This is a genomic window from Lentimicrobiaceae bacterium, from assembly GCA_023227965.1.
Taxonomy (GTDB): Bacteria; Bacteroidota; Bacteroidia; order Bacteroidales; family JALOCA01; genus JALOCA01.
The window spans coordinates 35,314-49,063 of record JALOCA010000016.1 but is presented as its reverse complement, the minus strand read 5'-3'; the positions used below and the strand labels follow the sequence as shown (position 1 = coordinate 49,063).

General features: G+C 42.4%; 12 protein-coding genes. 3 read left to right on the top strand and 9 right to left on the bottom strand.

Annotated elements, in window-relative coordinates; all coding sequences use genetic code 11:
• Positions 1 to 8 precede the first annotated feature (8 nt).
• Together M0R21_07090 and fabD are read left to right on the top strand one after the other, a co-directional pair.
• Positions 9 to 737, top strand: a complete 729-nt coding sequence (locus tag M0R21_07090) for a Bax inhibitor-1/YccA family protein (GenBank protein MCK9617586.1) — start codon at positions 9 to 11, stop codon at positions 735 to 737.
• Positions 738 to 842: 105 nt separating this feature from the next.
• On the top strand, positions 843 to 1,718 hold the full coding sequence (gene fabD, locus M0R21_07085; protein ID MCK9617585.1) for an ACP S-malonyltransferase: 876 nt from the start codon (positions 843 to 845) through the stop codon (positions 1,716 to 1,718).
• 171 nt (positions 1,719 to 1,889) lie between these two features.
• Here the strand turns inward: fabD and M0R21_07080 are convergent, their stop codons facing one another.
• The 8 genes from M0R21_07080 to M0R21_07045 form a co-directional block, all read right to left on the bottom strand.
• Positions 1,890 to 3,056 carry a sigma-54 dependent transcriptional regulator gene (locus tag M0R21_07080; GenBank protein ID MCK9617584.1) on the bottom strand — a complete coding sequence of 389 codons (1,167 nt, stop codon included), beginning with the start codon at positions 3,054 to 3,056 and terminating at the stop codon, positions 1,890 to 1,892.
• Positions 3,057 to 3,076: 20 nt separating this feature from the next.
• The gene (locus M0R21_07075; protein ID MCK9617583.1) at positions 3,077 to 4,408 is read right to left on the bottom strand and encodes an ABC transporter permease; all 1,332 of its coding nucleotides are present in this window, start codon (positions 4,406 to 4,408) and stop codon (positions 3,077 to 3,079) included.
• 19 nt (positions 4,409 to 4,427) lie between these two features.
• Positions 4,428 to 5,363, bottom strand: a complete 936-nt coding sequence (locus M0R21_07070; protein MCK9617582.1) for an ATP-binding cassette domain-containing protein — start codon at positions 5,361 to 5,363, stop codon at positions 4,428 to 4,430.
• 72 nt (positions 5,364 to 5,435) lie between these two features.
• The gene (gene dnaJ, locus M0R21_07065; protein ID MCK9617581.1) at positions 5,436 to 6,599 is read right to left on the bottom strand and encodes a molecular chaperone DnaJ; all 1,164 of its coding nucleotides are present in this window, start codon (positions 6,597 to 6,599) and stop codon (positions 5,436 to 5,438) included.
• Positions 6,600 to 6,628: 29 nt separating this feature from the next.
• Positions 6,629 to 7,195 (bottom strand): nucleotide exchange factor GrpE, encoded by a 567-nt coding sequence (gene grpE / locus M0R21_07060; protein MCK9617580.1) that lies wholly within the window; start codon positions 7,193 to 7,195, stop codon positions 6,629 to 6,631.
• Positions 7,196 to 7,359: 164 nt separating this feature from the next.
• Positions 7,360 to 8,664: a UDP-N-acetylglucosamine 1-carboxyvinyltransferase gene (gene murA, locus M0R21_07055; protein ID MCK9617579.1), complete on the bottom strand. Its 1,305-nt coding sequence runs from the start codon at positions 8,662 to 8,664 to the stop codon at positions 7,360 to 7,362.
• Between the two features lie 25 nt (positions 8,665 to 8,689).
• Positions 8,690 to 9,343: a DUF4290 domain-containing protein gene (locus M0R21_07050; protein ID MCK9617578.1), complete on the bottom strand. Its 654-nt coding sequence runs from the start codon at positions 9,341 to 9,343 to the stop codon at positions 8,690 to 8,692.
• Between the two features lie 186 nt (positions 9,344 to 9,529).
• Positions 9,530 to 11,845, bottom strand: coding sequence for a UvrD-helicase domain-containing protein (locus M0R21_07045; GenBank protein MCK9617577.1), 2,316 nt, complete (start codon positions 11,843 to 11,845; stop codon positions 9,530 to 9,532).
• Between the two features lie 319 nt (positions 11,846 to 12,164).
• On the opposite strand from M0R21_07045, the gene M0R21_07040 reads away from it, so the two are divergent.
• Complete coding sequence (locus tag M0R21_07040; GenBank protein MCK9617576.1) at positions 12,165 to 12,467, top strand: Dabb family protein; 303 nt, start codon at positions 12,165 to 12,167, stop codon at positions 12,465 to 12,467.
• On the opposite strand, the gene odhB is transcribed toward M0R21_07040, so the two are convergent.
• The gene (odhB, locus tag M0R21_07035) at positions 12,464 to 13,675 is read right to left on the bottom strand and encodes a 2-oxoglutarate dehydrogenase complex dihydrolipoyllysine-residue succinyltransferase (GenBank protein ID MCK9617575.1); all 1,212 of its coding nucleotides are present in this window, start codon (positions 13,673 to 13,675) and stop codon (positions 12,464 to 12,466) included. The two genes, M0R21_07040 and odhB, sit on opposite strands and share 4 nt — an antisense overlap.
• Positions 13,676 to 13,750 lie beyond the last annotated feature (75 nt).

The window sequence follows — 13,750 nt, the reverse complement described above, 5'->3', positions numbered from 1 at the left end:
TTAAGAAAATGTACGAAAATCAAAACAATTTCAATTTCCTTCAGCAGGAACGCACCGAAAGCCTTCCTGTAGCCAAAACCTTTATTTCGGGTGTATTTACCTGGATGTTCCTTGCTTTGGCAATAACCGCTCTTACAGCTTTTTATTTCGGAACAAACAAAGAATTACTCGGAATGCTTTTCAACTCCCAAACCGGAATGACTGGCTTAGGCTGGATAGTTACCTTTGCTCCATTAGGCTTTGTAATGCTGATGTCGTTCGGTTTTCAACGCCTTTCAGGTTCTGCCATCACTCTTTTATTTGCCGTTTTTGCTATTCTGATGGGAATGAGTCTTAGCTTCATTTTTGCGGCTTACCAACTTGGTTCTATCTTCTCTACTTTTTTGGTTACCTCGGGAATGTTCGGCATTATGGCAGTTATGGGTTACACTACCAAAATAGATCTTACCAAACTCGGCTCTCTTATGATGATGGGCTTGATTGGAATTATTATTGCCAGCCTTGTAAATATGTTTATGGACAGCAAAGACATGGGTTATATCATCAGTTTTCTTGGTGTGGTTATTTTTACCGGGCTTACCGCTTACGACGTTCAGAAACTAAAACGCATTGGTGCAGGTACAGAATATGGCACCGAATCTACCCGTAAACTTACCATCATGGGGGCAATGTCTCTATACCTCGACTTTATCAACCTCTTCCTCTTCCTGCTCCGTTTCTTAGGAAGAAGAAACTAAGGTAAAGTTAGACCTCAAAAGTAAGAGTTTCGATTTTAAAATAAGAATCCAAAATAAAGAATAGGGTTGACGCTCCAAACTCATAACTCCAAACCCCAAGCTAACATGAAGGCATACGTTTTTCCAGGGCAGGGCGCCCAATATGTAGGGATGGGAAAAGATTTACACGATAATTCCCCCCTCGCCAAAAAGATGTTTGAAAAAGCCAATGAAATATTAGGTTTCCGGATTACCGACCTGATGTTTAACGGAACCGATGAAGACCTCCGGCAAACCAAAGTTACCCAGCCGGCTATTTTCCTGCATTCCGTTATTCTTGCCGCTACCTTAGGCAACGATTTTAAACCCGATATGGTTGCCGGACATTCATTGGGCGAATTCTCGGCATTGGTGGCAAACAAAGCCCTTTCGTTTGAAGATGGGTTAAAATTAGTTTATGCCCGCGCCATGGCCATGCAGAAAGCCTGCGAAAAAGAACCTTCAACCATGGCTGCCATTATCGGACTATCGGACGAAGTGGTGGAAGAAACGCTGAAGACGATTGATGAAATAGTGGTTCCTGCCAATTATAATACTCCCGGACAGTTGGTTATTTCCGGTTCGATCAAAGGAATTGAGATTGCCTGCGAAAAGCTGAAAGCCGCCGGAGCCAAACGTGCGTTGCCGCTTAAAGTGGGCGGAGCTTTCCATTCTCCGCTGATGGAACCCGCAAGGATTGAACTTGCCGAAGCCATCAATGCTACGGCTTTTAATACTCCCGTTTGCCCCGTTTACCAGAATGTGGATGCCTTGCCTTATACCGATCCCGCTGCCATTAAAAAGAACCTTATCGCACAGCTTACTTCACCCGTACGCTGGACACAAATCTCGCGCAATATGATAGCCGACAGAGCTACTACCTTTATTGAAGTAGGTCCCGGCAATGTATTACAGGGATTGATTAAAAAAGTGAGCGCCGAAGTGGAAACCATGAGCGCCTGACAATTATTTGCCGGAACAAAACCCTTAGGCATTCCATTTGTTTGGGATGCCTTTTTGTTTTTACTGCCCGGCAACTACTGGTTCGTTTTTCTTAAAAAACACATCGGGACAATAAAGTATTTATCCGAATTGGTTTGGATAATTAAAATAGCTGCTTTTTTCTATTCCAGGTTATTTTGTATTAAGCGGCATTACATACTGTCTGATATCGTCCGTCGTAATATCGTTATCGCAAAGAATAGCAAGCCGTTCCACTACATTGCGGAGTTCGCGGATATTACCTGTCCACCAGATATTTTGCAGTAGCGTAAAGGCTTCGGGCATAAAATTTAACAGAGCTTTTCCCTGTAACTGACAGTATTCCTGCATAAAATGTTGTGCAAGCAAAGGAATATCGTCTTTTCTTTCATTGAGAGAGGGAACATGAATAATGATAACACTCAAACGATGATAAAGGTCTTCGCGGAAATTCTTATTCTCAATTTCAGTTTTTAGGTCCTTGTTGGTAGCGGCAATCACCCTTACATTTACCGGTATGTCTTTTTCGCCTCCCACACGCATGATTTTATTTTCCTGAAGGGCACGCAGTACCTTAGCCTGTGCCGAAAGACTCATGTCACCTATTTCATCGAGGAATAAAGTTCCCCCGTCGGCTTGTTCAAAATCACCTTTGCGTTGTTTTATCGCCGAGGTGAAGGAACCTTTTTCGTGTCCAAACAATTCACTTTCGATAAGTTCGGAAGGAATTGCAGCGCAATTTACCTCTACAAATGGTTGTTCTGCCCGGTTGCTAAGTTCGTGAAGCCAGCGTGCAACCAACTCTTTTCCTGTGCCGTTATCACCAGTAATCAACACCCTTGCATTGGTTGGAGCCACCCTTTCAATCATTTCCTTCACTTTTTGAATCGCTGGAGCGTTTCCAATCATTTCGTAGGATTTACCCACTTTCTTCCGAAGAATTTTTGTTTCGGTAATCAGGTTTCTTTTGTCAAGAGCATTGCGAAGGCTCACCAGCAGCCTGTTAAGGTCAGGAGGTTTTGAAATATAATCGTACGCACCCTTTTTTATGGCTTCTACAGCGGTATCAATGGTTCCATGTCCTGAAATCATGATTACGGGGCTGTCGGAAATTTTCTGAATGGCTTCCAATACTTCGATGCCGTCCATCTGGGGCATTTTTATGTCGCAAAGAATCACATCGTAAGCGATATTTTTCACCATTTCGATGGCTGTAAGTCCGTCCGGGGCATCCTCCACAGTGTATTTTTCGTATTCAAGAATTTCGCGAAGGGTAGTTCGTATGCTTTTTTCGTCATCAATGATTAAAATCCGGGGCATAGCTTGTTGGTTTTATTACCTCAGCCTTTATAGCTGATCCATTTCCATAATTCTTTATAATCCACTTTTTTACCATACATAAGTATTCCTGTCCGGTAGATTTTCCCGGCAAGCCAGGTGCAGGCAAAAAAACCCAGAATAAGCAGAACAACCGACAAAGCCAGGTCGGTAAATGGAACACCGAAAGGAATACGGATGATCATAATTATCGGTGAAGTAAGTGGTATAATGGATAGCCAGAAGGAAAGTGGTCCGTCGGGGTTGTTGATAACATATTGCGCCATTACTATCGCAAAAATAAGCGGAATGGTTACTGGAAGCATAAACTGCTGGGTGTCGGCTTCGTTATCCACCGCCGAACCAATAGCGGCAAACAAAGCGGCATACAAAAGGTATCCGAAAAGAAAATAGAAAATGAAAGCGGCTATCATTACCCCAAAATCCACCGAAGCAATGGCTTCCATTATTTTTTGCGTTTCCGGCATCTCATCAGCTTTTGGGGTGGTACTGTCAGTAGCTGGTACAAGCTGAGAACTACTTATCATTTTTTGTTCGCTATTTTGTAACGAAAATTTATCAGGAAAACTGGTCTTAAAAACAGTAACAATTGCAAATGTAAGTACCACCCATAGCAAAAACTGGGTAAGACCTACCAATGCGACCCCTATAATTTTCCCCATCATTAACTGAAATGGTTTTACCGATGAAATGATAACCTCTACAATACGGCTTGTTTTTTCCTCTATCACACCCCGCATTACCTGTGAACCAAAAAGAAAAATAAAAAAATAAATCATGATTCCGGCAAACATGCCCAGTACCATACTAACCTCGGTGTAACTTCTTTTTTCTTCACCTCCGGCTTCTAATTTTATGGTGGAAAGTTTCACGTTGGCTTTTATGGATTGTAAAATGGTTTCGTCGAGACCGGAAGCTTTCATCTTCATTTTTTCGATCTCTTTTTGCATGGTATTGGAAATATATTCTTTAATCGTGAGACTTGGTTGTTTATCCGAGTATATTATTGCGTTTTCCGGGATGGCTATTTCAGTTTTCGGAATGTACAAAACGGCATAATCGCCCGATGACTGCAGGGCTTCTTTAGCAACGTTTATATCCTGCAAAACATATTTGAATTTAATTTTATCTGCATCGCGAAACTTATTAAAGAAAATTCCTGTTTCGTCAACCACCTGTATAACATGGGTTTTGTCGGATACCGTAGCCAAGTAAATGGGAACTATCATCAAAGAAGCCATCAGTAGGGGTCCCAGAATCGTCATCACGATAAATGATCTTTTTTTAACCCTGGTAAGGTATTCGCGTTGTATGATGAGTATAATTTTATTCATAACGAAAGGGTTTGAGGGTTTACGACAAAGAAGCGGCCGCATGGGTTACGGTACGGATAAAAATATCGTTCATGGTGGGAAGTACTTCGTTAAATGCATGCAACTCGACGTGTGGTATCAGTACCTCAAGCAACTTGTTGGGAGAAATACCTGCCGGAATTTTAATGTCGGCTTTGTGTAATTCGTCGTCGGCATGGTAGTTGATAATGTCGTATCCGGGCTGTAAGATGGAAACTAAAGGCAGACGGGCGTTGGTGAACTCTATTCCAAAAGTATTTGATTTATAGGTGTTTTTAATTTCTTTTACTCTGCCATCCAATATTTTTTCCGATTTGTTGATAAGTGCGATGTGGTCGCAAAGCTCTTCAACCGAAGCCATATTATGGGTAGAAAAAATGATGGTAGCACCCTGTTTTTGCAACGAAAGGATTTCTTCTTTCAATAAGTTCACATTAATTGGGTCGAAACCACTGAAGGGTTCGTCAAAAATCAAAAGCTGGGGTTTGTGAATTACCGTTATGATGAACTGCACTTTTTGTTGCATGCCTTTCGAAAGTTCTTCCACCTTGTGGTTCCACCATTCCTTGAGTTCAAATTTTTCGAACCAATATTTCAGCGATTTCAGGGCATCCTGGCGGCTAAGTCCCTTTAATTGCGAAAGATATAAAGCTTGTTCGCCAACCTTCATTTTTTTGTACAATCCACGTTCTTCGGGGAGGTATCCTATTTTTGCAAGGTGTATGGGCTGCAGTTTTTCGTTTTGAAAGATAATTTCTCCGGTATCGGGTCCTGTAATTTGGTTGATGATCCGGATAAGGGTGGTTTTGCCTGCACCGTTGGGTCCTAACAACCCAAAAATGCTATTTTCCGGAACCGAAATGCTTACATTATTCAGAGCCAAGTGATTTACATATTTTTTGCTCACCTGCCGAATGTGCAATATATCCTGATTCATGTTTTTTGAGGTAAAATTATCAATATTTCAAACCGGGAAGAGATATTTATTAAAAATTAACAAATTCGGATTCTACCGGAACATTTCTTTCATTCTGTCGAAAAAATTACGATCGCGGCTGGTGGGATGGGGTTGGAAATTTTCGGCTGTTTGCAATCGTTCAAGAAGGTTTTTTTCCTCTTTGGTAAGATTTTGTGGCGTCCACACGCTGATATTGACCAGCAAATCTCCTCTTCCATACGTGTTGACGGAGGGTAATCCTTTCCCTTTCAGCCGTAAAACTTTTCCCGGTTGGGTTCCGGGATCGATTTTTATACGGGCTTTCCCTTCGATGGTTGGCACATCTATCGTTGTACCCAGTGCTGCTTCGGGGAAGCTGATAAAATGTTCGTAAATCAGGTTGTTTCCGTCGCGTTCCAGTTCGTTGTGCCGGGTTTCCTCAATTAATACTATCAAATCACCGGGGATTCCTCCACGTGGAGCGGCATTTCCCTTTCCGCTAACACTGAGTTGTATCCCTTCAGAAACTCCGGCGGGGATATTGATGCTGATGATTTCTTCTCCTTTCACCACCCCGTTTCCTCCGCACGAAAGGCATTTATCAGTTATCAGGCGTCCTTCGCCGTTACAATGCGGGCAGATGCCGGTAGTGCTCATTTGTCCGATAAAAGTATTGGTTACGCGGGTTACCTGCCCGGTTCCATGGCAGGTTGTACAGGTTGAAAAAGATGAACCGCCTTTAGCACCCGAGCCGCCACAGACTTGGCAGGCAATTAGTTTATTCACTTTAATTTTTTTTTCAGTCCCCTTGGCAATTTCTTCGAGCGTGAGGCTTACTTTCACCCTGAGGTTTGTGCCTTTGCTTACCCTGCGGCGGCGCTCACCACCTCCGCCAAAACCGCTGCCGAATCCACTGAAAGCTCCGCCAAAAGCGTTTCCAAAAATGTCGCCAAACTGGCTGAAAATATCATCCATGCTCATTCCGCCACCGAAACCCTGGTTTCCCATGCCACGAACGCCATCGTGTCCAAACTGATCATACCGGCTTTTCTTTTCGGGGTTGCTCAGCACTTCGTAAGCTTCGGCTGCTTCTTTGAATTTATCTTCCGCTTCTTTGTTATTGGGGTTTTTATCGGGGTGGTATTGCAATGCTTTCTGACGGTATGCCTTTTTAATTTCGGCTTCGTTTGCATTGCGGTTTATGCCCAATATTTCGTAAAAATCTCTTTTTGCCACTTTGTAACTGATTGAATGTAAAAAAACTGTTAATTTCCGATGATTACTTTTGCAAAGCGGATTACTTTTCCGTTAAGCAAATATCCTTTTTGAATTTCATCTACTATTTTATCTTTCAGAGAATCATCCGGTGCCTGGATATGGGTAACTGCTTCATGAAAGTCGGTATCAAAATCGTTGCCTACAGTTTGCATAACTTCCAAGCCTTTCTGCTGTAATATATAAAGTAATTTATTATAAATCAATACATTTCCTTCTTTCATCGGTTTTAATTCTTCAGAATCGCCATAAGATTTAATGGCACGTTCCATATCGTCAATAACAGGTAACAGCGTAACAATTATTTCTTCTGAAGCATTTTTACTCATTTCAATGCGTTCTTTCAGTGTGCGTTTGCGATAATTATCAAATTCTGAGTACAAACGGAGATATTTGTCATTCAATTCATCCAATTGCAATTGTAACTGGTCGGCATTGCATTCTTCCATCGTTTCCCCGTCATTGTGTTTTTCTGCAGTTTCTTGTGTTTTTTGCACATTATCGGTATTTTCAGGAGTTGGCTCGTTTTCTGTTTTATTTTTTTTCTTTCCGATCATTGGTAATTCAATTTATTGTTAATAAGCAGATAGTGTGTTTCTTGGTGATTAAATGCCTTTTTACAGGATATTAATACACATACCACGGCAGTTTTAGGGCTGCCGTTTGTATGTATCAAAAGCTTTGCCATTGAGAAACAAACGACAAATTGTCAGCAAAACGGTCAAATTCGTTGAATGTCGGCGCCTAATTTGCGAAGGCGACCGTCAATGTCCTGATAACCGCGGTCAATTTGTTCAATATTATCAATAATGCTTGTACCCTGGGCAGAAAAGGCGGCAATTAGTAAGGCTACACCAGCCCTGATATCGGGCGAACTCATGCGGATTCCCCTGAGTTGGTGCTGACGGTTAAGACCGATTACCGTGGCACGATGGGGATCGCATAAAATTATCTGGGCTCCCATATCAAGCAGTTTGTCAACAAAAAACAAACGGCTCTCAAACATTTTCTGATGAATCAGCACACTTCCTTTAGCCTGGGTAGCCACAACAAGGGCTATACTAATAAGGTCGGGTGTAAAACCGGGCCATGGGGCATCGGCTATGGTCATGATGGAACCATCCATAAATGATTCTACTTCATAATGTTCTTGGGCAGGAATAAAAATATCGTCGTTTCTTTTTTCAAGAGAAATGCCTAAACGTCTGAATACATCGGGAATAATGCCCAAAGAAGCATAGTTGCTGTTTTTGATGGTTATTTCGGAAGCGGTCATAGCCGCAAGGCCGATAAAACTTCCGATTTCAATCATATCGGGCAGTAAACGATGTTCACAGCCTTTCAGACTGTTAGCCCCTTGCACGGTAAGTAGGTTGGATCCCACTCCGCCGATATTTGCGCCCATACGAATAAGCATATTACACAATTGTACCACATAGGGTTCACAGGCGGCATTAAAAATTGTGGTTGTACCCTGTGCGAGTACGGCTGCCATGAGCACATTGGCTGTTCCGGTAACGGAAGCTTCGTCGAGCAAAATGTAACATCCCGTAAGCTTGTCGGCGTGTACATTATAACATCCGTTTTGTGCATCATGAGTAAAAATAGCACCCAACTGCCGCAAACCGGTAAAATGGGTGTCGAGTCTGCGGCGCCCAATTTTATCACCACCTGGTTGGGGAATAAAACCTTTTCCAAAACGGGCAAGCAGGGGTCCAATTATCATGATGGAGCCTCTGAGTGAAGAAGCTTTTTTCTGGAATTCAGGCGACTGCAGGTAAGCAAAATCAATGCTGCGGGCACAAAACGACCAGGTACCGGGGGCTTTTTTCATCACTGCCACCCCCATTTCGGAAAGCAATTCGATGAGTACGTTTACATCCCTGATATCTGGGACATTGGAAATATTTACTTCTTCCGGCGTAAGCAATACTGCACACAGCACCTGTAGGGCTTCGTTTTTGGCTCCCTGGGGAAGAATTTCCCCATGCAGACGATGCCCACCATTAATCCTGAATGAAAGCATAAAAAAATAATAAATTTATTATCAATTATTTATTGTACTCTCCATTTTTTCTTTTCCAGTTGTTGCGATAATTTTTCGCATGTTTCTGGTTAACTTTATCCTGGAATTTAATTTTTTTCACTTTGGGCGGAAGTAAATCAATAGAATTTGTCAGACGGGCATCCTCACTCAGTTTGAGTCTGCCTTGTGAAAGCAGGCTAAGGTGTTCGTAAATCACTTCATCATTTACGGATTCTCGGTTCCACGTAAGATAACTCTTTTTCATATGGTTGGCTATTGCTTTTACAAAAGCATCTTTTTCCGCACCGTCTTCCATCAGTAAAGCTTTTTCTATGAAATGTTCCGTATTTTTCCCGTAATGCTTGAAGGTGATATGATTTTCGGGATAGGGAAGTTTTGGGGGTTTTGAATACAATTCCTGGGGCTCGGGTTTGGGATAGGGTGCATCTACATCCAATTTAAAATCGGACATGATAAACAGGTGGTCCCACAATTTACGTTTTACATCACCCACTTCACGGGTTTCGGGATGCATTTGTGCCATCAGGTTTACAATGGTTTTTGCCATCCGGTTGCGTTTTTCGCGATCGGCTACTTCCACTATGTATTCCACCATGCCCTGAATACATCTTCCGTATTCAGGTATAATCAATTTGGTAAGTCCATTATTATATTCCATGCGTAAAATTTAAAATTTTTTTGTCTGAATAAACTTCCCCGAAATATTATCGGGCTGATCCAATAATTTGCCAACAGATATATAAAGATAATTGTGTCGTTGAACGAAGTATTTTGCAAAAGTACAAAAAGAAATTCAACGTCTTATCATATTGGCAGATAAAAACATTGAAAATTTCATCCCGTGTTATGCCGAATTTACAATTTTAAGCCTGGCAAATTTAAGAAGTAATTGCTTTTGTCCTACTCCCGGGAAGAAAACGGTAGCTTTGCGATTGCCTTCGCTACCTTCTACATTGATAACCTTTCCTTGCCCGAAGGATTGGTGCAGTACCTCCATACCCGGCTGAATAAGAGCAGGATCAGAGGCTTCTGTGGTTGAAATTGCTGCTTTGGGAGATTTATTGGAAATCTCCGACACCTTGGTAAAATTTTTAGGTTTGAAACCGGAAAGTGCTGAGCCGGGTTTTACAAAATCGTCGTCGTAAAAAAGATTTTTCGGAGTAGAAATTTTTTTCGGCAGGTCGAGGTATCGGGGATCAATTTCTTCGATAAAACGGCTGGGCTCGCAAAGGGTTAGATTTCCCCAACGGTAACGGCTTTCGGCATAAGCCAGAGTAACTTTGCGTTCGGCACGGGTAAGTGCAACATAAAAAAGGCGGCGTTCTTCCTCCAGGTCGGCGCGGCTGCTCAGCGATTGCAGCGAAGGAAACAGGTTTTCTTCGAGTCCCACGATGTAAACATAGGGAAACTCAAGTCCTTTGCTCTGGTGGATCGTCATCAGCGAAACTTTTTCGGTATCGTCGTCATCTTCTTCATCGGCATCAGTAAGCAAAGCTATTTCGCTCATAAATTCATCGAGGGTACGAATGGAGGGCGGTGGTGCTTCCGGGTTTTCGAATACGGTTTCCGATTCTTTTTCTGAAAAATCTTTTATGGCATTTAACAGTTCTTCAATATTTTCTGTGCGGTTGATTCCTTCCGGAGTGGCATCTTCCTGCAATTCTTTCATCAGCCCGCTCGACAGGGCAATGTGCCTTGCCAGTTCATAGGCATTTTTATTGAGCAATTGCATCCTGAAGCTGTTTATCATGGTAACGAAGTCGCTAATTTTGTGCAATGTCCCCAAATTCAGCACAGGTTCAAGGCATTGCTGATTTTCTACGATTTGCCATGGGTTTTTCCCCTTCTCACCGGAAAGTACCACAATTTTTTCCATGGTGGTTTTTCCAATTCCTCTTGCCGGATAATTAATGATACGGTTAAGTGCCTCTTCGTCGTTAGGATTGATTACAAGCCGGAAATAAGCTAACAGGTCTTTGATTTCTTTTCTTTTATAAAACGATAGTCCCCCGTAGATGCGGTAGGGAATATTCATTTTGCGAAAGGCTTCTTCAATAGCTCTGCTTTGGGCGTTGGTACGGTACAATATGGCAAACTGGCTGTTGGACAGTTGCAAATTCATTTTATTTTCAAAAACAGATTGCGCCACGAGAGTTCCCTCCTCATTATCGCTCGATGCCCGTAATAAAGTAATAAGAGTTCCTTCGTCGTTATCGGTCCATATGGTTTTTTGTAACTGGGTTTTATTATTGGCAATAATACTGTTGGCAGCATTCACTATCACCTTGGTTGAGCGGTAGTTTTGCTCCAGTTTATAAGCAACTGCTTCCGGATAGTCTTTTTGAAAATTGAGTATATTTTGGATATTGGCGCCCCTGAAACCGTAAATGCTTTGTGCATCGTCGCCTACAACGCAGATGTTTTCGTGTTTTGCCGCCAGTTGTTTAACAATCAGATATTGGGCAAAGTTAGTATCCTGGTACTCGTCAACCAGAATATATTTGAATTTTTGCTGGTATTTGAACAATATTTCCGGGAAATCGCGTAGCAGTATATTGGTAAAATACAGCAGGTCATCGAAGTCCATAGCCGAAGCCTTAAAACACCGATCGGCATATTTTGTAAAGATGGTTCCTGTAAAAGGTCTCCCCGAAGTACGGTCGTACTCTGTGAGTTCCTCGTTACGGTTATAATCTCCGGCTGAAATCAGGTTAGATTTGCAGGCTGAAATACGGCTTAAAAGAGAAGATGCCTGGTACACTTTGGGGTCGAGGTTAAGTTCTCTCACTATGGCTTTCAGCAGGCTCTTGCTGTCGTCGGTATCGTAAATGGTAAAGTGGGAAGGATATCCGAGCAGGTGTCCGTCTATTCGCAGTATCCTTGCAAAGATGGAATGAAAAGTTCCCATCCATACATTGCGGGCTTCGCTATTTCCCGCTATGGTAAGAATACGCTCCTTCATTTCGCGGGCAGCCTTGTTGGTAAACGTCAGTGCAAGAATATTAAAAGGGTCAACTCCCTTTTCGAGTAACATGGCAACACGATAGGTAAGCACGCGGGTTTTCCCCGAACCGGCTCCTGCAATTACCATTACAGGTCCGTTAGTATGTTCCACTGCTTTACGTTGTGATTCGTTAAGATGAGAAAGAATATCGCTCATGCTGAAATTTGACGGGCAAAGATAATATTTTTCTGTCGCCCGTAAAGGAGACTATTTAGTATCCGGTTTCAGATTTTGACAGACAAAGTATAAAGTTTCGCGGATAAAGAAATTTGATTCATAATGGCAGGAAAACAAAATGAAGGTTACGCAATGCTTTCGAACAAAAAAAAACAGTTCCTGGCAAGTGGAAAGCAATTCCTGAGTAGTGGGAAGATGTTTCCTATTTATTAATCATTGGTACTGAATGAAGGCTTAATTTCTGTCAAATTCTCCATAAAAATTTATAAGATTTGCAAACTTTAAAAACTTTTCTACTATGATAAAACACATTGTTTGCTGGACGCTGAAAGGAAATGCGGAAGGAAGAACCAAGGCAGAAAATGCCGTTGTGATGAAGAACCTGCTGGAAGGTATAAAAGGAATAGTGCCTGGCATGATCCATTACGAAGTGGGGCTTAATTTCAATGTTTCGGATGCGGCTTTCGACGTCGCCCTGTATTCCGAATTTGAAAATCGTGATGCCTTGGATGCCTACCAGGTACACCCGGAGCACCTGAGGGTGGTGAAAGAACTTGGTAAAATCCGCGACAAGAGGATAATAGCGGATTACGAGATTTAGAGAAGATTAAGCAATACTTTTTCCGGGTCGCCGCCAGGGAAGAGCATTTTAAGCGGATCTTCCACCAGTTCTTTTACTTTTATCAGAAAACTAACCGATTCTCGGCCATCAATAACACGGTGGTCGTACGAAAGGGCGACATACATCATTGGTGCAATTTCCACTTTCCCGTTTATGGCAATGGGTCGTTCTACGATGTTGTGCATTCCGAGGATGGCACTTTGAGGCGGATTGATGATAGGCGTGGAAAATAACGAGCCGAACACCCCGCCGTTGGTGATGGTAAAGGTGCCCCCGGTAAGTTCTTCGAGGGTAATTTTGCCATCACGCGCTTTGGTGGCTAATTCTTTGATTTTAATTTCCATTTCTGCCAAACTGAGGCTTTCGGCATTGCGTATAACCGGAGCCATCAGTCCTTTGGGAGTGCTTACCGCGATACAAACATCGGCATATTTGTAAGTTATCAGTTCGTTGCCGTCTATCATGGAGTTTACCTGCGGGTAGGCTTCGAGAGCTAAGGTTGCGGCTTTGGTAAAAAACGACATCAATCCGAGGGAAATGCCATATTTTTCTTTAAACTTATCGCTGTAACGATTTTTGAGTGAGAGTACCCGGCTCATGTTTACCTCGTTGAAAGTGGTGAGCATGGCAGTTTCGTTTTTCACGGCAACCAGCCTTTGCGAAAGCTTTTGCCTGAGCATGCTCATCTTTTTGCGTTCGCTATCCCTTCTTTGCAATTCTTTGTTCAAAGAAGTCGGAGAAGGTTGTTCCTTTTCCACAGATCGGATTTCCAATGACTGCTGCACTTCCTTTTTCCCGATGCGGAAATTTTCCATCACTTCATTTTCGGTAAGCCGGTTTTCTTCCATCATTTTTTTTGCCAGAGGCGAAATATGCACAGGGGCAGATTTTGCGGGTTGAGCAGGAGCAGCCGGCGGAATTTCTTCTTTATTAACTATCATTTGCTCAACAGCTTCAGTGTCCAACGTGCAAATAACTGTTGCAACGGGAATTATGTCGCCTTCTGCTACAAGGTGATGAATTTTACCGGCTTCGGAGGCGTTTACGGTAAAAGTGGCTTTGTCGGAATCTATCTCTGCCAGTTCCTGATCTTTTTCTACCGTTTCACCCTCCTTTACCAGCCAGGTAACTAATTGTACCTGTGAGATGGATTCGCCCGGGCTGGGAACTATAATTTCTAATATCATAACAAACTCGTTTTAAATTAATCAGTGCATAGAATGTCAAAATTTCAATTTGTTCAACTCTATGTACTCTAAACT